The sequence below is a fragment of the Marinobacter sp. LV10MA510-1 genome (assembly GCF_002563885.1).
Taxonomy (GTDB): domain Bacteria; phylum Pseudomonadota; class Gammaproteobacteria; order Pseudomonadales; family Oleiphilaceae; genus Marinobacter.
The window spans coordinates 1,717,060-1,735,984 of record NZ_PDJA01000001.1 but is presented as its reverse complement, the minus strand read 5'-3'; the positions used below and the strand labels follow the sequence as shown (position 1 = coordinate 1,735,984).

Genomic DNA, 18,925 nt, shown 5'->3' with positions numbered 1-18,925 from the left:
GGAAAGGAATCACAGGGATGTCTGAAACCACGTCTACCCAGACAGCAGGAAGCTGTGGCCCGGCCTGCGAAGGCGAATCGTTGATCATCGAGGTGATTGGGAAAAGTTCCGCAGAGGGGCATTCGTTCCGGATCTTTGACCAGCGTAACAACGAACAGCAGGAGTGGCTGGAGAACCAGGTTTCACTGGATGAGCCCGGCAACAGCTTGCTGCATGTCTGGCCATGGAAGGCCCAGCCTGCAAGGAATATTTGGTTGGATATTGATGCAGAGGAGGGCGCTCCTGTGCGGGTGCCGCGGTTTCCGCCACCGAAAGGCAAATGGAAAAACAGTGGAATCGTATCCTGCCGCTGGTTCCCCTGACACTCATTCACGATCCCGAGCCCGAGCCCGGTCACCCGAACGAACATTTGGTACCTGTGCGCCCGGGCTTTATTTACGTATTCAGAAAGGGGCGTCTCTGGCGGGAGCTGGAAGTTCGCTACTCCGATTCGAGAACAATGGAGTTTCTGGATATTCGTCTGACGGATTACCGAAACAGCGACGAATCTTGTCTGACAGAAAATCGGCGACCAGCCATAGGAAAGCCTCAACAGGCCATCTGGATGCCGGTCAGCGAAATGAATCGATCTCATCTTTGTGAATTCCAGATGGCGTTCTCTGAAGTACAGTGGTCCTCGCGGCGTGTTGCTTATCTAGAGACTTCTGATTCGGCTCGGGCCGAAAGGTGTCAAGGGTTAAAGGGGCCGGAGCCAGCGCCGGAGGTCGCCTCGCAACTGAGCGATCGGCAGACGCCCGGTCACCTGATTTCCCTGTTACAACTTCCTGAAATGAGGCTCCGGGAGCCCTATCTGGAGCAGCATCTGCCGAAACCCTGGGAAGCCGCGCGTTACCGGGACGCTCCCCTAAGGCGAGCGCCCGCAGCGCGAGCAGCGGCCTTCATGGATGAAACATCCGGTGCTGAAGAAAATTCCCTCTGGCAAACACTGGAATCCACTGAGGACATTCTTTCCGCCCCGCGGGAGAAGGGTTATGGCGGCATTATCCTGAAAGACCGCCTGTTCCGCCTGCGGCATTGCCTGATCGAAGCACTGGAAGCCCAGCGGTTTTTAACCAGCCTGCTGGAAGCGATAGGGCAGAAGCCCCATAGCGACAGTGCTCAGGTAGTCTACCGGCTGATGGGGCCCGAGCGACTGGGGGGCCAGGCCAATCCCCTGCACCGGTACCTGGAAGAGATTGACACCAGCCGCTTCAGCCCTCTGCACGCCCACCTTCTGACAGCCCAACGCCAGCTTGCGAGGGAGGAGCTGGCCGGAGCCCAGAAACAATTGGTGGACCTGGTCCGGCAAACCGATAATCAGGTCGCCATGGCAGACCTGTTCAGCCTTTCCGGTGCCGACTATATCGAGGGTTTTGCCCTCACGCGGGATCTGTTCCATGTCCTGGCCTTAGACCCCAACAGTTGCGATCACCTCGCGCGTTCGGCCCCCACCAGCGAAGCCCAAGTGCGGGACGCCAACGATCTGGTCCTGAAAATTGTTGGAGACGGCAGTGATCAGCCCTTGCACGCCATGCTGTTCCCGCCGGAGCAGTCAGATGAAGTGGGCAGCGCAGCCACCGAGAGCGGGAACCGGGCAGAGTGTGGCGATGGTCGCTGCCGGCCTGCCGACCTGGAGCAGTTGCCCGACCAGCTAACGCAACCGGACGAAGTACAGACCCTCACATCTGCAGCACTGGCAGGTCTGGTAAAAACCGATGCCATCGATCTGTCCTCAGAGCTCAAGCGATGGATGGCCGCCGTTGGCGCTATCCTGGACGGGATCGACAAGCATGTCCGGGCACTGGCCAACCGGCTGCAGTCCCAGACTTACAGGCTCGAGAGCCGACTTTACGGCCCCCTGCTACGGATGGCCAAGGCGCGCGACCCCGCTCTGTTGGGAAGTGTCCAGATGGTCGCCCGCAATGCCGTCCCACAGGGCTGGATTATCCTCGGGCTGCGCGACCCGGCGTCCGGCCTGGACATGGGGTTAACAGAAACAGACCGGGAATACACCCACAAAGCCAATGGCCACCGGCGCTTCTACGGAGAATACCTGAATGCTGACGGCAACCCCCTGGCCAGTACCCGAAAATCCGCTATCCCCGATCTGGCCGACACCGCCGAAGCCCGGCGGATGCATGTATACGCCGCTCCCGAGACCTCCGAGGTGGTTCGAGCTCAGCGGGATATGCGCAGGCTGAAACGGTGGGATGAACTTTTTAGCCGGATAAGGGTGCCTTATTTGGTGCTGGTGTTTGAGGGACATAATATTTGGAGTGAACTCAGTTTGTTGAGAAAAGTCGAGGCTCAGAAAGGTCTAACTCGTGCGGGATTCGGAGTTGTAAGTGCAGGATTGGATCTATTTTTTGCAGGCACCATTGCTGCTGAGCGGCTAAGCATGGATCTCAAGATCTGGGGGAATGTGTTGCCAAAGCTTAGCGAGAAAGCCTTCCAAACCACCAATCCAGTCTTTCAAAGAGCGCTACCTTCTTTGGCCCGCGCAATTCCAGAAATAGTAACAAAACGCATGCTCGGGGGCATCGTCACAGCCGGGCTCACCATGTCGGTGTCATTACTGGACATGGCCCACGAGTGGGATACCGGCGATATGGATGCCGCTGCAGCTTACGGGGCCTCAGCCGTCGGAGGCGGCATGATGCTAATGGGCGGCCTGATGATGGCGAAAATGACCGAAGCGGGCATAGCTCCCATACTGCTGGGTCTGGGTCCCTGGGGCTGGGTGGTGACCGGTGCCACCCTGGCTATCGGGGCCGGGTTACTTGCAATAGTGCTGGACGACCCGCCCTTGGTAGACTGGCTAAAGCGTGGACCGTTCGGGCCAGAACAGGATGATGCCTATCTTCACCTGGCCAACAACCCGCAAGAAACGTACTACCGGCTGGTGGACTTGTTAGCCAGTCCTCGTATTACCATCGAGACGGCCCACAACATGTCAGCCAAACTGGCAGGTCAGGGGTACACCATAGACCCTCGCCAGGACAGCGAGTTTGCAAAAATCAACACGGTGGTAAGAGTGGAAAACAATGCGACCGCCATGCTAAACGAGGCCAGCCTGACCGTCGCCATGCGTCCGGTGCAGGTCACCCGCAAGCCCACGCAGCGTGGTCCGAAAACCCAACGGAAAATCTTGCAGGAACAGCCAAGGGTCGTGCTGGAGCAGTCCTTGCCTGGTGGCAAGGTCTACTACCTGGCCCTACCGCCTCGGGTGACATTCAAGAACTTCCGGGGCCAGGAGGGTGTAAAAACCAGCGAGGTGCTGGTCCGGGCTCAATGGCACAGCAGTTGGGACTACGGTCAAGGCTCTCGCAACCTGGTGTTCCCCGCTCCAGAGCTGCACGACCCGGTCACCTTCGATCTGGCGGTACACGGCAAACCAGACTTCAGTGAAACCGATCAGCTTTTTTGGGCGGATGAACAGACCCATAAAGCGGAGGAAGGCACATGACTGCCGTTCAGGACGACTTCGACTACGCGCCCACCGCCTACCGTAGCAACCGTAAATCCCCGGAATTTGCGGAGCCCAGCCAACAGAGCACATTGTTCCGCAAAAGCTGGACCATGGGGCCGTCGCTGCCGAAGGGAAAATTGTCCGGTGTTTACCCCCCGAACTTTCTCAAAACTTGGGGGCCCCAGGAAGTCAGGGAGGACGAAGAGAATCTTGGTCGCTTTAAAACTGAGGCTGAGGCCGGGGGCGAGCCGTTTAACCCGGTTGGATGGATCAATGGCGACAGCATACGCTACGCCACTCTGCCCAAAGTAAGCTGGGCTCTGCTGTGGATGCAGCACGGAGGGCGGATATTGTTCACTTGGTTATTTCCGATTTTTTTACTGGTCATCGTATTCGGTTGGACCCAATTGCCAGAATACATGAATTTTCAAAAGTATTTCTGGGATGGCATCTTCCCTTTCCTGGCTTATTTTTTCCTACCCATGCTCCTCTGCTGGGGTATCGGCCGCTTCCTCGAGAAAAAATACCCCAAACTAGTCTACCAGGAACCCAAAGGCCCTCTCTGGGAGCTTAACCGCCGCACCGGCATGGTGACCTTGTTCAAAAACCCGGAAAAGAAAGACCAGTCAGGAGAAATCCGGGGGCAGGCCCCTTTTCATGAATGGGACGGCTACCTGCTGAGTCTGCCGGATCATCAGGGCAATATCTGGTACCGGCTGGTTCTGGTCCACAAGACTCAGGAATGGGCCCTGCCCATGAACCAGCTTCTCGCCGCCACCACCAACCGCGAAGACGTGCTGGCCTATTGGGACCTGATTCGCCAGTACATGGACGTGACCAAGTCGCTGCCGGATATTCCCCTGTTCGAAGCCCATCGTCAGTTGGACCTCACCACCCGCGCCCAAGACGAGAAGAAAGGACGAGACCCCTTATACTGGCGCACTATGAACGAAGAAGACTACGAAGCCATCAAGCGCGAAAACCGGACCGATCTGGCCAATCACTTATGGCGCTAGTCCTGAACGTACAAGCCGGAACAGATCTATTTTCGCCAAACTAGAACCGCCCTGCACAGAATGGATTCTGTGCGCCCGCAGCAAGGAGTAGCTAATGACTAACTATATACACTTGGTCGTCCAAGAAAATAGCAGCGAGTCATGCCTTGATATCGATTGCAATCTATATAGTCTGCGATCTATAATTCAGGTGTTTTATGTGGCAGATTAAAACAACAAAAAAATTCGATGAGTGGTACATGAGTCTTGATGATACCGATCGGGAAAACGTCTTGGCAGAAAATTAGTTCTGCAAGCGAAAGGGCCGATGCTATCAAGGCCTTATGCCGACAGTGTATACGGGTCTGCACACAGCAACATGAAAGAACTAAGAGTTCAGAGCAAGGGGAATCCAATTCGAGCATTCTTTGCGTTTGATCCAACTCGGGCAGGTATCATTCTTTGCGCCGGAGAAAAGATTGGTAAAGAAAAGCGTTTTTATGAAGACATGGTTTCCGTGGCCGACCGCGAATTTTCAGCGCATCTGGACGAGCTCCAACGAGGTAAATGATATGGCACATTCTCTGGACACGCTTTTGGCGAGCGAAAAGCCGGACGTCGTAAAGCGAGCACAAGCTAAGGCGGAAGGCATTCTACTGAAAATCCACCTGGCTGAAGTTCGCGTGTTACTGCAAAAAACGCAAAATGATATGGCAGAAGCCATGGGCGTCACTCAGCCTACAATCGCCAGCATGGAGAAGCTTGGAAAAGATTTGAAACTGTCTTCGGTTAAGCGATATGTGGAAGGCGCTGGCGCCAAAGTTAGCTTAGACATTGAGCTGCCAGACGGAACCCGTCACGCTATTCCGCTCTGACGTCAGACCTGACCAAAGGCTTCTTCCCGGCGATCGAGGTCAAGCGGGAAATCGCGGCGTTTCGTTTATTTCGTTTGCACTGTGTATACTTGGATCAAGGCGCCACTGCGCTTTAACTATCTAGTATTAGGAGGCATTCGATGTCTGCGCAAAAAATTGTTCACTTACCTACACCGGTAGAAGTAGAGCAAGCAAAACTCTCTAGTCGTACTTTATCCAAATACGCCGATGTGGATCGAGTAAATCTCTCTCTTCGCGGCAGCAACGGGGAATCTGATGAATTAGTGTTGCCCGGGCATGTGCTGCAAATCCTGCTGGACGTGCTTTCGGAAATATCTCAGGGCAACGCCATAAGCTTGATTCCGTATCACCAGGAGATCAGCACGCAAGACGCAGCCAACCTGCTGAATGTAAGTCGTCCGTTTCTTGTCCGGCTGCTTGAGGACGGTGAGATTCCCTTCGGTAAAGTAGGTGCTCATCGGCGCGTAAAACTGCAAGACGTTTTAGCCTTCAAAGAAAAAACAGATAACCAGCGATCTTTGGCGTTAGACGAGTTGGCGCAACTTTCGCAAAAAGAAGGCATGGGGTATTAGTGGCTTATGAGTAAGTTCACGGTTGTGTATGATGCGTGCGTGCTGTATCCAGCACCTTTACGAGATACGCTTATGCGCCTTGCACTGACTGATTTGTTTAAAGCGCATTGGAGCGATCATATTCATAATGAGTGGATCAATGCGTTGCTGCGAGCTCAAAAACACTCCCGTGAATCTTTAGAGCGTACAAGGGACCTAATGGATCGTCACGTTCGCGACGCAAAAGTTTATGGTTATGAATCGCTTATCGACAGTCTTGAACTACCTGATCCTAATGACAGACATGTGTTGGCGGCAGCCATACGCTGCAGTGCCAACGCAATCGTAACTTTTAATCTGAAAGACTTTCCGAAGGCGTTATTAAATCCTTATGGCATTGACGCCATTCATCCCGACGATTTTATCCTTTATCAGATCGACATGGCCCCAACGGTTTGCTGTAAAGCTATTCACAATCAGCGAATGGCCCTGAGAAATCCTGACGTAGATGTTGATACCCTGCTGAAAACGTTGCAAAAGCAGCAGCTGCCCCAAACAGTTTCAAGACTCAAAGAATATATCGACTTTCTGTGACCCTGGAGCTGCACCATTTCGAGCTGTATTAACGATTAGGCTACCAAGCTAATCACACGCTGCTTACTCCAGTTTTCCGTCATCAGCCGGTAACAATCACGCCCCATGCTGTAAAAAAACAGAGACGGAGCGTAGAAATGAATGACTACCAGGAAGAACTGCTTGAAATCCGGTCGGAAGAATACGACGACGATGAAGGCGTGAATGATGCGGTGGAACTGTAATTGCCGCTGTTAAAACAAACCTGCCAATCAGCCATCATCGATCAGGCAACACCGGTTCCGGTTTCAGAAAAGGCGCCGGATCAATCGGGCCGCCTGAGTATATTCCAAAGTGCAGATGCGGTGGCGTCGTTCTGGCGTTACCGGTGTTGCCCACGTATCCCAGTATCTCGCCTTTTTTAACCCTGTCGCCGGATTCAATTTCGAATGAATCCAGATGGGCGTAGTAGTAGTAGCGGGCACCGCCCAGTCCCAGCAAACCACCCGATAGCCACACGTGATTGCCGCCAATGCCTCCTGTGCCGGTCCTAACATGGCCATCCGTGACCGCTTTAATCGGCGTTCCTCTTTTGGCAAATATGTCCACGCCATGATGCTCCCGGGCACCGCCATCGCGAGGTGCGCCAAAGCGGCTGCCTATATCGCGCTGGGATGCGGCCACTACAGGAAACGGCAAGGAGCCGCCATGAGCGAGGGCCAGCGAATACGCCACCCCGGCGAACAACTCCGGCTGAAGAACGATGCGGTAGTCGCCCGATGAAGACACAACGTGGCTCTTGGTTGCGCCATCTGCCTCCAGGTACGCGACGTTTGGCCAGCCCTGGCCGTCGCTGTCGTGCCGTTCCACGCTGGCGTACAACCGACTCTCGGACATATCCTGACGGCTAAGTTGCCAGATCAGCAATTCTCCCCGCTCAAGCGTGACTTGATAAACGTGCGCCTCAATCTGGTCATCCGCAAAGAATTCAGAGGTGCGGTACTGATCGCCAACTCGCACAGGCTTGTCACTCGCCCGCTCAACGGCCCCGGTCCATTCCTGCCCCAGCGGGCTGTCCAGCAGTCCCGCCAGGCGCAAACGCCAGACAAAGACCTCTCTCGGTGACCAGCCCAGCTTCTCGAAGGCGAGGTAACGGACTGCGGTTTCGCCGCTTTCAGCTGCGTCTTGTCGCAGGTCATCACGAACAATAAGAAGAGCAACCAGCGCAATTAGCAGAATAAAGAGTAGCCATGGCCGCATGCCTCGCTTCCATGGCTTCATCAGGGGATTGCTAATAGTGTCACCCATACCAATCCTCACCGCGTTGTCGTCTTAGGTCATTCATCATGACAAAGTCTACAATGGAATTGGTGTGGTTGAGCAGCATCCATAATTCCCACAAAGATTTTGCTGCCCATTTCTTGTATGTTGGGCGATGGCTCACTTACGGTCCGGCCCATAATTGACGCACGGGCAAAAAACTCAGGAGACGTTATGAAATTTTGGCTAGTTAACTCACTCATGGCTTTATCGCTCATGTTCAGCCCGCAATTGTTCGCTCAGGAAGACCCAATGAGAGTGGGCATGTCCGGGCAATATTTCCCGTTTACCTTCGTGGAACAAGACGAACTCAAAGGCTTTGAGGTAGATATCATGAACGCCCTGGGTAAGGAGATGGGGCGCGAGATCATCTTCCAGACTGCGAATTTCTCGGGGCTGTTTGGCATGCTGGGAACCGGGCGAATCGATACCGTCGCCAATCAGATCACCATCACCGAAGAACGGCAGCAGGCGTATGTTTTTAGTGAACCCTACGTTTACGACGGCGCTCAAGTAGTCGTTAAAGAAGGTAATACCGAGGTTCAGGATGTCGAGGATCTCAAAGGCAAAACGGTCGCGGTGAATCTCGGCTCTAATTTCGAAACACTGTTGCGTGAACTGCCTTACGCCGACCAGATCAACATCAAAACCTACGAGAGCAATATTCAGCGCGATACCGCCCTGGGCCGCGTGGATGCCTTTGTGATGGATCGGGTCAGCGCCAGTCAGATCATCAAAGACAAACCCCTGCCGCTGGCACTGGCCGGTAAGCCCTTCTCACAAATCACCAACGCCTATCCGTTCCAGGACACAGAAACAGGTCGGGCCCTGCGAGACGAGGTTAATAAAGCCCTGAAAACGCTGCGGGAAAACGGCACTCTGGCGTCCATTTCCGAAAAATGGTTCGGCACTGACATCACCCAGCCATGATAGGCACCACAAGGCCTGACACCCTATGGGCATTCTGAACGTAGAGTACATGCTCGGGCTGGTGCCTGTTCTGCTTGGCTATCTGCCCCTTACCCTGCAACTGGCGGGGGTGGCCATGGTAATGGCATTGATTCTTGCCTGCGTGTTCGCAGTGGTGCGAGTGCTGGGCATCCCGGTACTCAATCAGCTGACCATCGTGTTCATCTCGTTTTTCCGGGGTACGCCACTGCTGGTCCAGTTGTTCTTGTTCTATTACGGGCTGCCACAATTGTTCAGCGTGTTAACCGTGATAGACGGCGTCACCGCGACCATTATGGGCCTGACCCTGCACTTTTCAGCGTATATGGCGGAATCGATCCGCGCCGCCATCATTGGCGTAGATCGCAGCCAGACCGAGGCCGCGGTCTCGATTGGCATGACCAATAGCCAGCTGATGCGCCGCATTATTCTGCCCCAGGCCACCCGGATTGCCCTGCCCACACTGATGAACTACTTCATCGATATGATCAAGGCTACTTCCCTGGCGTTTACCCTCGGGGTCACCGAACTGATGGGGGCCACCCAGAAAGAAGCCGCCGGCAGTTTTCTGTATTTTGAGGCGTTCATCGTCGCCGCTGTGATGTACTGGATCGTGGTCGAGATACTTTCACAATTGCAAAAGTATCTGGAAATTCGCCTGAATAAGGCCTATAGCCGATGATTGAACTTAAAGCTCTGAGCAAACACTTCGGCAAGACTGTGGTGCTCGACGGTATTGATCTGACCATCGAGAAGGGCGAAATCATTGTTATTATTGGTCCCTCGGGAACCGGTAAATCCACGCTGCTACGCTGTCTAAATTTTCTGGAACGCCCCACGGCGGGCAAAATTACCATCGGCGACCTTACGGTGGATGTGAACCGGGCAAGCCGGGCACAGATTCTCTCACTGCGTCGCCGAACTGCTTTTGTGTTCCAGAATTACGCCTTGTTCGCTAACAAAACCGCATTGGAAAACATTGCCGAACGGTTGGTGGTGGTCGACAAGTGGCCAAAAGAAAAAGCTTACCAGCGCGCCCGGGAGATTCTTGAACGTATCGGCCTTGCAGACAAAGCAGATGCCTATCCTGCGTCAATGTCCGGTGGCCAGCAGCAACGGGTGGGTATCGGCCGCGCCATGGCCACGGGAGCCGAAGTCATCCTGTTTGATGAACCCACCTCGTCTCTTGATCCGGAATGGGTGGAAGAAGTGTTGGGGCTAATGAAACAACTGGCATCGGAGCGCCAGACCATGATGGTGGTCACCCACGAAATGTCCTTTGCCCGCGATGTCGCTGACCGAGTGATTTTTATCGACGGCGGCAGGATTGTAGAGCAAGGCCCACCCAGCGAGATTTTCTCCAACCCGCAAGACCCCCGCACACAGGACTTTCTGAAAAAGATTCTGGCGACCAATCCAGTCTGATAACGCACGGGGGACGGATTTCCAAGGGGACGGATTTAAAATCCGTCCCCGACCTAACCCCACACTTGGGGACGGATTTAAAATCCGTCCCCGACCTAAACCCACACATGGGGACGGATTTAAAATCCGTCCCCGACCTAAACCCACACATGGGGACAGATTTAAAATCCGTCCCCGACCTAACCCCACACATGGGGACAGATTTCAAATCCGTCCCCGACTTACAATCCCCTAACATAACAAACACAGAACGGATTCTGTGTTTCAACAGCAAGGAGCAGCTAATGCCCAGACAAGCCAGATTAATTGCCCCCGGTTTTCCCCATCACATCGTCCAGCGCGGCCACAACCGCCAGCCAGTGTTCGTTCGGCCGCGAGACTTCAATTACTACCTGGCGAATCTCGAAGAGTGGAAGCAAACCTACGAAATAGAAGTCTACAGCTACTGCTTGATGACCAATCATGTTCACCTGATTGTCCAGGCAAACGACAACACAACAGCTATTCCCCTGTTGATGAAACGCCTGGCAGGTCGTCAAACTCGCTTCGCTAACACCACCGAGGGCCGCAGTGGCACCCTGTGGGACGGGCGTTATAAAATCAGCCCTATCGATACCGACGCATATCTCCTGGCCTGCTGCCGTTATGTAGAGCTTAACCCCGTCAAAGCTGAGATGGTCAAGAGTGCGGAATTGTATGAGTGGTCAAGCTATGCCGCCCGCATAGGATTAAGGCGTTGCCACTGGCTAGATGAACCCGCGACGTTTTGCGAACTTGCCGCTGACAGACACCTTCGCGCTGAAGCCTACAAACGTTTCGTCGAAGACAGCGCAGTATCCAAAACCGATGAACGCATCAGATCGGCTATCAACAGCAATGAGTTAACGGGTAGCGCAAAATTTGCGAATGAAATAAAGCGGCGTATCGCCAGGGGACGGATTTGAAATCCGTCCCCGACTTGTCCCAAACCTCGCAAGGGGACAGATTTGAAATCTGTCCCCGTTCTGGCCTTAATCTTAGGGGACGGATTTCAAATCCGTCCCCGGTCTGGCCCTCGACTTGCCTGCACCCGATCAATCAGCCGCTTCCGATGCTCCCCTGGACTAACCGCAAACCAGCGCCTGTAAGCCTTATGAAAAGCCGCCGGATTGGCAAAGCCCAGCAGCCACGACACTTCCGCCAGCGACAGGCGGGTTTCGCGCAGGTAGTCCACGGCCAGTTGCTGGCGGGTGTTGTCGACTAAATCTTTATACTTTATGCCTTCGGCGGCCAGTTGCCGTTGCAGGGTCCAGGGCGTCAGGCCCAGTTTTGCGGCGACGGTGCCCAGGGCCGGGGTTTCGCCCCGGAATAGGGGGGTCAGGCAATGCTGCACCTGCTCTTGCAGCTTCCAGCCCCGTTGCACTTGCTGTAATTGCTGCTCACATTGCCGAACCATCGCGCCGTGCATGGCCGGTTGGGCCTGGCGGGTCGTTTGCTGCCAGGTGTCGGCTTTTACCATCAGGCTGTTTTCAGGAGCGCCAAACTGCACCGGGCAGCGGAACCAGCTTTCATACAGCTCGTCCATTCCTTGCGACGGGTACTCAATCTGCACTTTTTCCAGCACCCCATAATCGCCGGTCAGCGTTCGCAAAAACTGGGTCCAGGCCGCCAGAACCGAATCCACCACAAAGCAGTTGTAGTCGTTATAAGGGCGGATGGAATAAAACACCGCTTTGCGAGTTGCGCTCTGTACCTCGGGTAAACCGCGGCTGTTTTGGCTGGTGAGCAGGGCATAGCGAATCAGCGTGCTCAGGCCGGCGCCAGCGCTGGCGGCGCACTCGCCAGCCAACCCTGCCAAGCCTGCATCCACCGGCCGTGACAGCGCCCCCATACGCAAACCCAGAGCGCGGTTGCCAGTTTCGGTGATGGCGGCATGGCCCAGGCGCATGTAATGAGGAATGCTGATGCGTGCCTCTGCAGACTCCAGGGTTTGTGCGTCTAGCCGAAACCGTTGCGCCAGCGCCGCGGCGTCTGCACCTTCTGCAGCGGCGGCGCGCAACAGCACCGCAGCATAGAGCACGCTTATGTCACCCAGAGCGTAAGCCGGTTTGAGTTTGGTCGTCTTTGTTGTTGGCATTTTTTCAGAGAGCCATTCAGCGGGCTTTTAGAAAGCCATTCAGCGGGTTTCTTAAAGCCTAACCTAAGGATAGCAAATTGTCCCCCCAGGATATTGTTGAACCGCGAGCACAAGGGTAGCTTATACAAAAAACATAATCTCAATGATGATGAGGAAGAAGAGACATGACCGTGACTAATGCCAATGCAGCCGCCACACCAGGCCTAAGCAAATACCCCCACCTACTGGAACCGCTGGACCTGGGTTTTACCAAGCTGCGCAACCGCGCGTTGATGGGCTCTATGCACACCGGCCTGGAAGAAGCCAAAAACGGTTTTGAGCGCCTGGCCGCGTTTTACTCTGAGCGCGCCCGCGGCGGCGTAGCCCTGATTGTCACCGGCGGTATTGCACCTAATGAAGAAGGTGGCGTATTTCAGCACGCCGCAAAAATGACCACCGATGACGAAGTCAAACAACACCAAGTCATCACCGATGCCGTGCACCAGGCCGATGGCAAAATCTGCATGCAGATCCTGCACGCCGGCCGCTACGCCTACTCACCGGCGTTGGTGGGGCCGTCTGCCATTCAGGCGCCTATTAATCCGTTCACTCCCAAAGAGCTGGACGAAGCCGGTATTGAAAAGCAGATTGAAGACTACGCCGTGTGCGCGAAGTTGGCCCAGAAGGCCGGCTACGACGGCGTCGAAATCATGGGTTCTGAAGGCTACTTTATCAATCAGTTTATTGTGGCCCACACCAACCAGCGCACGGACCAGTGGGGCGGTAGCTACGAAAACCGCATTCGCCTGCCGATTGAAATTGTGCGCCGTGTGCGTGAGCGGGTCGGGCCCAACTTCATTCTGATTTATCGCCTGTCGATGCTGGATTTGATCGAAGACGGCAGCACCTGGGAAGAAGTGGTGCAGCTGGCCAAAGAAATCGAAAAAGCCGGCGCTACTCTTATCAACACCGGCATTGGCTGGCACGAAGCCCGCATACCCACCATCGCCACTTCCGTTCCCCGCGGCGCCTTTTCCAAGGTCACCGCGCGGTTAAAAAGCGAAGTCAGCATTCCGCTGATTACCACCAATCGCATCAACATGCCGGAAGTGGCAGAGAAAATTCTGGCCGAAGGCGACGCCGATATGGTGTCCATGGCGCGGCCTTTTCTTGCGGATGCTGAGTTGGTGCAGAAAGCCGCTGAAGATCGCTCCCATGAAATCAACACCTGCATCGGTTGCAATCAGGCCTGTCTGGATCACACATTCAGCAATAAACTCACCAGTTGCCTGGTCAACCCAAGGGCCTGTCACGAAACCGAACTGAATTACGTGAAAACCGCCAATCCGAAAAACATTGCGGTGGTGGGCGCGGGCCCTGCGGGCATGGCAGCCGCATCGGTTGCGGCCGAACGCGGCCACAAGGTCACCCTGTATGACGCGGGCGAAGAAATTGGCGGTCAGTTTAACGTTGCCAAACTGATCCCCGGCAAGGAAGAGTTTTACGAAACCTTGCGTTATTACGGCGTTATGTTGAAAAAGCACAATGTTGACGTGCGTCTGAACGCCCGCGTTAGCGCCAAAGAGCTGATTGCCAGCGGTTATGACGAAGTCATTCTGGCCACCGGCGTTCAGCCGCGCATGCCAGACATCGACGGCATCGAACACCCCAGCGTTATCAGCTACCTGGACGCCCTGAAAAGTCGCAAGCCCGTAGGCAAGCGGGTTGCAGTCATCGGCGCCGGTGGTATCGGTTTTGACGTGTCCGAGTTCATTACCCATCAGGGTGCTTCCGCCGCCCTGGATACTGACGAATTCATGAAAGAGTGGGGTGTAGACTTCAGCGCTCAGCATCGTGGCGGTGTTAAAGGCATAGAACCCCAGCTGCCAGAGCCGGCGCGTCAGGTGTACCTGCTACAGCGCAAAACCTCGAAAATCGGTAAGAACCTGGGTAAGACAACGGGCTGGATTCACCGTACATCACTAAGGCACCGTGAAGTACAGATGATTCCGGGCGTCACTTATCGCAAGATTGACGACCAAGGCCTGCACATCACCGTGACCGCCAAGCGGGCGGAGCAGGGCGAAGACAAACTCTTGCCGGTGGACACCATCATCATCTGCGCAGGCCAGGACCCAATGCGCGAGCTTCAGGCAGAACTGGAAGCTGCCAAGGTTTCAACGCATCTGATTGGTGGTGCCGACGTGGCAGCGGAGCTAGACGCCAAACGCGCCATCAACCAGGGCTGCTTCCTGGCGGCCGAGTTATAAAAGCCGGGCATTAGTATAATGGGTTTCTAGCGGGCGCCTTGCGCCGGAGGACCAGCGGAGGGCGCCAAAAGAGGTACGCTTTTGGTGCCCGATTGACCGGCTGGTTAGAGAAACGGGGAAAGAGTCATGCCTGTTTACAAATCAGTAGTATTGTCGATCCCTTTATTCGCCATCGCCTGGAAGTTGATCGTTGGCAATATTAGAGGCTCATAGCCTGAATTCAGCGTAACTAAGCTTATGAAACTGCGGAGATAAGGGTACGCAATAGCCGGTGCATTCACTATTGGGAATGCAGATTCTTTAAAATCAGAACTTATAGGCGCATCAGTGCTAAAACTGGCTTCATATGAAATTTCTAATTTATAACCTTGCTCGGATGTAATCGCCAAATCAAACAAAACAAAAAAAGATGTTGACTCTTCTTCTGTAAACCCATTCGAAAGGCTGAAAGAAAAGTCGTCTTTTTTAGCTACTTCATCTTCACTTAGGCTAAGCCGCCTAACTCTGTTATTAACTAACTGAATTTTCATTAGTTTTAAGCCGCTATCGGGAATGAACTCTCTTCTGAGGAATCAGAGCCATAAGACTGATCGCCTTTGCCGTTTAGAACAACATTGTGACGGTAGGTAATTATTCCCACGGCAGACTCTGCGTTCACAACCATGGCCGCATGCATAGAAAATTGCGGTTTACGAATCGGTACGTAACCAGCCTTGTGGCATTCACCCTCAAATTCGTCAACCGACATGCTATCTATCTTAGAAAGAGCTTGGGTCACTAATTCGTCTAATTTCATGATTATACCGCTCCACTGGAAAAAACCTTGATGGTCTCTACATCTATTGAATTCGGATCTTTCACGCACATAACTGTCGTATTTTGCACATTGGAATCGATTCTTTTGATACGCTGAATTCGATTCTTTATATAAACGCTATGGATGATGACCTCTAAATTCATCATCTGAGCTACTAAATTCCACATAACACGATTATCATTTTTTATTCGCCGATTTCGCGCAAAATGCTTATCGTGTTTTTCTAAAATTTTCTCACGAACAGTATCAAACGCACTGAGTCCCTCAAAATACCTGAGATCCAATAGTCTAGAGCAACGTGCTGTCGCTTCCAATACTGTGTAGCTATCGTACCTATTACCTTCGCGGCTGTAGGCTTGGTTTTTCGCCCACTCTACCGCATTCTGGATTGGACAGCTCACACCCTTTGTAAAGAGGTAAACACCGTGACCTAGCCATTCATCTTCTCCGGCACTAACCCTGAAGTTCTCCGTGAGAATAAAGTCGACAGCCTCCGTGTTAGTACCGTGATAGCCTACAAGCTCTTGTAACATAGCATAATTCGTGCATGATTTACGTGGATCGCAAAGTTACGCTATCTTAAAGTTCGAGTCAAAGCCATCCCTAATGTCTAGCTAGGTGGAGCCTTAATAGGGTCATCCTTTGGACGGCCTCATAGGCCGGGAACGTACTTGAGCGATTGGTTAGCTGAGTGTAACGGAGAAGCCCACTCCGCGGCAGCTAAAGTGATAGCCATGCTCCATGGCTGCCTTTGCACCAAAATCTACCGACCATTGGCGGCCACCAAGCTGGTACTACCGAGCTGCCAGCTTTAGAATGGCAGCCCGGCAGAACAACAGGAAATTCCATGGAGCAATTCCGCAACATTGGTGTTATTGGCCGCATGGGCAGCGTTAAGGTGGTTGAAACCCTGCGCCAGCTCAAACAATATCTGGTCGCCAATAATTACCAGGTCATTCTGGAAGAAGACACCGCCAGCATACTTCCCGGCCACGGCCAGCAGGTCGCCAGTAAAAGGCTGCTGGGTGAAATTTGCGATCTGGTGATTGTTGTCGGCGGCGACGGCAGCTTGCTGGGTGCTGCCCGTGAACTGGCGAAGTCCAAAATACCCCTGTTGGGCGTTAATCGCGGCCGCCTCGGTTTTCTGACCGATATCTCCCCCAGCGATCTGGAAGAGCGCCTGAGCAAAGTGCTTAAGGGCGAATACATTGTTGAGCACCGCTTTTTATTGGACGGCCACGTAGAGCGCAACGGTAAACCCCTGGGCTTTGGCACGGCGCTGAACGATGTGGTGCTGCACCCGGGCAAATCCACCCGCATGATCGGCTTTGACCTGTTTATCGACGGCCACTTCGTGTACGCCCAGCGGTCCGATGGCCTGATTGTCGCCACGCCTACCGGCTCCACTGCTTATTCTTTGTCCGCCGGTGGCCCCATTATGCATCCCAAGCTGGATGCTATTGTGCTGGTGCCTATGTTCCCGCACACCCTCAGCAGCCGCCCCATCGTGGTGGACGGTCGCAGCGAAATAAAACTGGTGATTGGCGAAACAAACGAAGCCTATCCGCAGGTCAGTTTTGACGGCCAGATGAACATTGCCTGCGCGCCGGGCGATATCATTCGTATTAGTAAAAAGCCGTTCAAAATCCGTTTGATTCACCCAACCGATCACAACTTTTACGCCACCTGCCGGGATAAACTTGGCTGGGCCAGCAACACAACAGCGAGTTGAACATGGCCACACCGTCCAGCAATCCCTGCCGCGGCTACGACATTATTGGCGATATTCACGGCTGTTCGCTCACTTTGGAAAGCCTGTTGCAACGGATGGGCTACGCCAAGGTGAAAGGCGTGTATGAGCACAAGCGCCGCCAGGTCATTTTTATTGGCGACATTATCGACCGTGGCCCACGCATCCGCGAAGCGCTGCACCTGGTGCGCGACATGGTCGAGCGTGGCTCCGCCCGCATTGTGATGGGCAACCACGAGTACAACGCCCTGGGCTACTGCACCCGTGCCCGCCCGGGCAGCGGCAATACCTACCTGCGTGAGCACATACCCCGCCACGACCGCCTGATCAAAGAAACTCTTCAGCAGTTCAACGCCCACCCCGGCGAGTGGAAAGACTTCCTGGCGTGGTTTTACACCATCCCGCTGTTTATAGACGACGAACACTTCCGCGCCGTGCACGCCTGCTGGGACGATGGCCTGATTAGCCGCTTCCGCCAGGAACATCCTGACGGCTGTATTACCGAAGACTTTCTACACGCCTCGTCGGTGCTCGATTCTTTCCCCGGCGAAGTGATGGACACCCTGCTGCGCGGCACCGATTTGCGCTTGCCGGAAGGTGTCGCGATTACCGGCAGTGACGGATTTGTACGCAAGTTTTTCCGCACTAAGTTCTGGGCAGACGACCCACACACCTACGCCGACGTGGTATTCCAGCCCGACCCCTTGCCCGCAGACGTGGCACTGCATGTGCTAACGCCGGATGAACATCGCCAGCTATTGAGCTATCCGCTGGATGCGCCTCCGGTGTTTGTGGGCCATTACTGGATGGACGGTAAACCGTCACAACTAAAGTCCAATGTGGCCTGCGTTGACTTCAGCGCGGTGAAATACGGCAAGCTGGCGGCCTATCGTATGGACGGCGAAAGAGTCTTGTCGCCGGATAAATTCGTATGGGTAGATGTGCAATGGCCGAGCGACTTGGACCAACGCAATTACCCCACCAACGAAGACAGTTTGGCACGCTAATGGACGATCAACAGATAAAACCCGGCCGCCGTTCACCCCTCGTCAATGGCCGTTGGCAACCGTCACCCGGCCATGCACCGGTGGTGATCAGTCTCATCGTGATTGCGGTGGTTACGGTGTGGCTAACCTCTATGAGCAGCAACGAACTGGCTGCCGGCTTGATGGTAGTCGACCCTCGCCAGTACGAATGGTTCAGCTTGGCTGACCGCCTGAATGCGTTGCTGGATACCCTGTCGAAGGGACAGATATGGCGCCTGATTACGCCAGATTTTCTGCACTTCAGCTGGACCCACATCATCTTTAATTCGGTGATGTTATGGTTCCTGGGCAGTCAGATCGAGTTTATTGACGGCCGCACCCGGCTGCTGGTGTTGGCGTTGGTGGCCAGCCTGCTGTCCAATGGCCTGCAGTACCTGGTTACCGGCCCGTTGTTTGGCGGCCTGTCGGGCGTGGTTTATGCCATTCTGGGTTATTGCTGGCTAAGCCAGCGGCGGCTGCCCAGATTCCAGTTCCCGCCGGCGCTGATCACCTTCGCCCTGGCGTGGATGGTCCTGGGCTTTACCCCGCTGCCCAACATGCTGGGCATGGGCAACATGGCCAACGAAGCCCATCTAGGTGGTTTTGTGGCGGGGTTGCTAGTGGCTGTCCTGTTACCCCCGCCGGCTCGCCGACGATAAAAAGCGCCACCGCCGGGCGGGCGAAAAGCATAAAAAAACCCCACCAAAAGGTGGGGTATTAAGAGAGCGACATAGCTCTGATGAGAGAGACGC

The 18,925-nt window shown here is 54.3% G+C and carries 19 protein-coding genes and 1 pseudogene; 15 read left to right on the top strand and 5 right to left on the bottom strand.

The features are described from left to right. Positions 1-17: 17 nt before the first annotated feature. The 7 genes and pseudogenes from ATI45_RS08325 to ATI45_RS08295 all read left to right on the top strand — a co-directional run bounded on the left by ATI45_RS08325 (position 18) and on the right by ATI45_RS08295 (position 6,544). The gene (locus ATI45_RS08325) at positions 18-362 is read left to right on the top strand and encodes a hypothetical protein (RefSeq protein WP_098419079.1); all 345 of its coding nucleotides are present in this window, start codon (positions 18-20) and stop codon (positions 360-362) included. Next, positions 320-3,505 (top strand): hypothetical protein, encoded by a 3,186-nt coding sequence (locus tag ATI45_RS08320; protein WP_143751148.1) that lies wholly within the window; start codon positions 320-322, stop codon positions 3,503-3,505. Before ATI45_RS08325 ends, ATI45_RS08320 begins: the two co-directional genes overlap by 43 nt. Then, positions 3,502-4,524 (top strand): hypothetical protein, encoded by a 1,023-nt coding sequence (locus ATI45_RS08315; protein WP_098419077.1) that lies wholly within the window; start codon positions 3,502-3,504, stop codon positions 4,522-4,524. The genes ATI45_RS08320 and ATI45_RS08315 overlap by 4 nt, the downstream gene beginning before the upstream one ends. Positions 4,525-4,721: 197 nt before the next feature. After that, a pseudogene (locus ATI45_RS08310) lies at positions 4,722-5,074 on the top strand (type II toxin-antitoxin system RelE/ParE family toxin). Position 5,075: 1 nt separating this feature from the next. Then, on the top strand, positions 5,076-5,378 hold the full coding sequence (locus ATI45_RS08305; RefSeq protein WP_098419076.1) for a helix-turn-helix domain-containing protein: 303 nt from the start codon (positions 5,076-5,078) through the stop codon (positions 5,376-5,378). Positions 5,379-5,518: 140 nt separating this feature from the next. Further along, positions 5,519-5,971 carry a helix-turn-helix domain-containing protein gene (locus ATI45_RS08300; RefSeq protein ID WP_098419075.1) on the top strand — a complete coding sequence of 151 codons (453 nt, stop codon included), beginning with the start codon at positions 5,519-5,521 and terminating at the stop codon, positions 5,969-5,971. Between the two features lie 6 nt (positions 5,972-5,977). Next, the gene (locus ATI45_RS08295; RefSeq protein ID WP_098419074.1) at positions 5,978-6,544 is read left to right on the top strand and encodes a PIN domain-containing protein; all 567 of its coding nucleotides are present in this window, start codon (positions 5,978-5,980) and stop codon (positions 6,542-6,544) included. A gap of 258 nt (positions 6,545-6,802) precedes the next feature. Here ATI45_RS08295 and ATI45_RS08290 read toward each other — a convergent pair whose 3' ends face one another. Continuing rightward, entirely contained in the window at positions 6,803-7,831 is a 1,029-nt protein-coding gene (locus ATI45_RS08290) for a M23 family metallopeptidase (protein WP_098419073.1), read from the bottom strand. A gap of 186 nt (positions 7,832-8,017) precedes the next feature. Here ATI45_RS08290 and ATI45_RS08285 point away from each other — a divergent pair, with 186 nt between their 5' ends. The 4 genes from ATI45_RS08285 to ATI45_RS08270 all read left to right on the top strand — a co-directional run bounded on the left by ATI45_RS08285 (position 8,018) and on the right by ATI45_RS08270 (position 11,160). Then, complete coding sequence (locus ATI45_RS08285; protein WP_098419072.1) at positions 8,018-8,773, top strand: amino acid ABC transporter substrate-binding protein; 756 nt, start codon at positions 8,018-8,020, stop codon at positions 8,771-8,773. A gap of 25 nt (positions 8,774-8,798) precedes the next feature. After that, positions 8,799-9,473: an amino acid ABC transporter permease gene (locus tag ATI45_RS08280; RefSeq protein WP_098419071.1), complete on the top strand. Its 675-nt coding sequence runs from the start codon at positions 8,799-8,801 to the stop codon at positions 9,471-9,473. Beyond that, the gene (locus ATI45_RS08275; RefSeq protein ID WP_098419070.1) at positions 9,470-10,216 is read left to right on the top strand and encodes an amino acid ABC transporter ATP-binding protein; all 747 of its coding nucleotides are present in this window, start codon (positions 9,470-9,472) and stop codon (positions 10,214-10,216) included. Before ATI45_RS08280 ends, ATI45_RS08275 begins: the two co-directional genes overlap by 4 nt. A 284-nt stretch (positions 10,217-10,500) precedes the next feature. After that, positions 10,501-11,160 (top strand): transposase, encoded by a 660-nt coding sequence (locus ATI45_RS08270; RefSeq protein ID WP_098419069.1) that lies wholly within the window; start codon positions 10,501-10,503, stop codon positions 11,158-11,160. Positions 11,161-11,246: 86 nt separating this feature from the next. Here the strand turns inward: ATI45_RS08270 and ATI45_RS08265 are convergent, their stop codons facing one another. Continuing rightward, positions 11,247-12,332, bottom strand: coding sequence for an AraC family transcriptional regulator (locus ATI45_RS08265; protein ID WP_098419068.1), 1,086 nt, complete (start codon positions 12,330-12,332; stop codon positions 11,247-11,249). Between the two features lie 164 nt (positions 12,333-12,496). Between ATI45_RS08265 and ATI45_RS08260 the strand changes: the two genes are divergently transcribed. After that, positions 12,497-14,581, top strand: coding sequence for an NADPH-dependent 2,4-dienoyl-CoA reductase (locus tag ATI45_RS08260; protein ID WP_098419067.1), 2,085 nt, complete (start codon positions 12,497-12,499; stop codon positions 14,579-14,581). 134 nt (positions 14,582-14,715) lie between these two features. Here ATI45_RS08260 and ATI45_RS08255 read toward each other — a convergent pair whose 3' ends face one another. Genes ATI45_RS08255 through ATI45_RS08245 form a run of 3 tightly spaced genes read right to left on the bottom strand, consistent with a single transcriptional unit; the run spans position 14,716 to position 15,931 of the window. Then, positions 14,716-15,111 carry a protein-export chaperone SecB gene (locus ATI45_RS08255; protein WP_098419066.1) on the bottom strand — a complete coding sequence of 132 codons (396 nt, stop codon included), beginning with the start codon at positions 15,109-15,111 and terminating at the stop codon, positions 14,716-14,718. Between the two features lie 5 nt (positions 15,112-15,116). Continuing rightward, complete coding sequence (locus ATI45_RS08250) at positions 15,117-15,377, bottom strand: hypothetical protein (protein WP_098419065.1); 261 nt, start codon at positions 15,375-15,377, stop codon at positions 15,117-15,119. Positions 15,378-15,379: 2 nt separating this feature from the next. After that, on the bottom strand, positions 15,380-15,931 hold the full coding sequence (locus tag ATI45_RS08245) for a hypothetical protein (protein ID WP_098419064.1): 552 nt from the start codon (positions 15,929-15,931) through the stop codon (positions 15,380-15,382). Between the two features lie 314 nt (positions 15,932-16,245). Between ATI45_RS08245 and ATI45_RS08240 the strand changes: the two genes are divergently transcribed. From ATI45_RS08240 to ATI45_RS08230, 3 genes are read left to right on the top strand one after another with little or no spacing between them, the layout of a single operon-like run. Continuing rightward, on the top strand, positions 16,246-17,130 hold the full coding sequence (locus tag ATI45_RS08240) for an NAD(+) kinase (protein ID WP_098419063.1): 885 nt from the start codon (positions 16,246-16,248) through the stop codon (positions 17,128-17,130). A gap of 2 nt (positions 17,131-17,132) precedes the next feature. Then, entirely contained in the window at positions 17,133-18,155 is a 1,023-nt protein-coding gene (locus tag ATI45_RS08235; protein WP_098419062.1) for a metallophosphoesterase, read from the top strand. Continuing rightward, positions 18,155-18,832 carry a rhomboid family intramembrane serine protease gene (locus ATI45_RS08230; protein WP_098419061.1) on the top strand — a complete coding sequence of 226 codons (678 nt, stop codon included), beginning with the start codon at positions 18,155-18,157 and terminating at the stop codon, positions 18,830-18,832. Before ATI45_RS08235 ends, ATI45_RS08230 begins: the two co-directional genes overlap by 1 nt. Positions 18,833-18,925 lie beyond the last annotated feature (93 nt).

Coding starts and splice junctions, on each gene's coding strand:
- ATI45_RS08235 (WP_098419062.1), top strand. CDS start 17,133: ATGGCCACACCGTCCAGCAATCCCTGCCGCGGCTACGACATTATTGGC.
- ATI45_RS08280 (WP_098419071.1), top strand. CDS start 8,799: ATGGGCATTCTGAACGTAGAGTACATGCTCGGGCTGGTGCCTGTTCTG.
- ATI45_RS08325 (WP_098419079.1), top strand. CDS start 18: ATGTCTGAAACCACGTCTACCCAGACAGCAGGAAGCTGTGGCCCGGCC.
- ATI45_RS08265 (WP_098419068.1), bottom strand. CDS start 12,332: ATGCCAACAACAAAGACGACCAAACTCAAACCGGCTTACGCTCTGGGT.
- ATI45_RS08315 (WP_098419077.1), top strand. CDS start 3,502: ATGACTGCCGTTCAGGACGACTTCGACTACGCGCCCACCGCCTACCGT.
- ATI45_RS08240 (WP_098419063.1), top strand. CDS start 16,246: ATGGAGCAATTCCGCAACATTGGTGTTATTGGCCGCATGGGCAGCGTT.
- ATI45_RS08250 (WP_098419065.1), bottom strand. CDS start 15,377: ATGAAATTAGACGAATTAGTGACCCAAGCTCTTTCTAAGATAGATAGC.
- ATI45_RS08255 (WP_098419066.1), bottom strand. CDS start 15,111: ATGAAAATTCAGTTAGTTAATAACAGAGTTAGGCGGCTTAGCCTAAGT.
- ATI45_RS08295 (WP_098419074.1), top strand. CDS start 5,978: ATGAGTAAGTTCACGGTTGTGTATGATGCGTGCGTGCTGTATCCAGCA.
- ATI45_RS08275 (WP_098419070.1), top strand. CDS start 9,470: ATGATTGAACTTAAAGCTCTGAGCAAACACTTCGGCAAGACTGTGGTG.
- ATI45_RS08285 (WP_098419072.1), top strand. CDS start 8,018: ATGAAATTTTGGCTAGTTAACTCACTCATGGCTTTATCGCTCATGTTC.
- ATI45_RS08300 (WP_098419075.1), top strand. CDS start 5,519: ATGTCTGCGCAAAAAATTGTTCACTTACCTACACCGGTAGAAGTAGAG.
- ATI45_RS08290 (WP_098419073.1), bottom strand. CDS start 7,831: ATGGGTGACACTATTAGCAATCCCCTGATGAAGCCATGGAAGCGAGGC.
- ATI45_RS08245 (WP_098419064.1), bottom strand. CDS start 15,931: ATGTTACAAGAGCTTGTAGGCTATCACGGTACTAACACGGAGGCTGTC.
- ATI45_RS08305 (WP_098419076.1), top strand. CDS start 5,076: ATGGCACATTCTCTGGACACGCTTTTGGCGAGCGAAAAGCCGGACGTC.
- ATI45_RS08320 (WP_143751148.1), top strand. CDS start 320: ATGGAAAAACAGTGGAATCGTATCCTGCCGCTGGTTCCCCTGACACTC.
- ATI45_RS08260 (WP_098419067.1), top strand. CDS start 12,497: ATGACCGTGACTAATGCCAATGCAGCCGCCACACCAGGCCTAAGCAAA.
- ATI45_RS08270 (WP_098419069.1), top strand. CDS start 10,501: ATGCCCAGACAAGCCAGATTAATTGCCCCCGGTTTTCCCCATCACATC.
- ATI45_RS08230 (WP_098419061.1), top strand. CDS start 18,155: ATGGACGATCAACAGATAAAACCCGGCCGCCGTTCACCCCTCGTCAAT.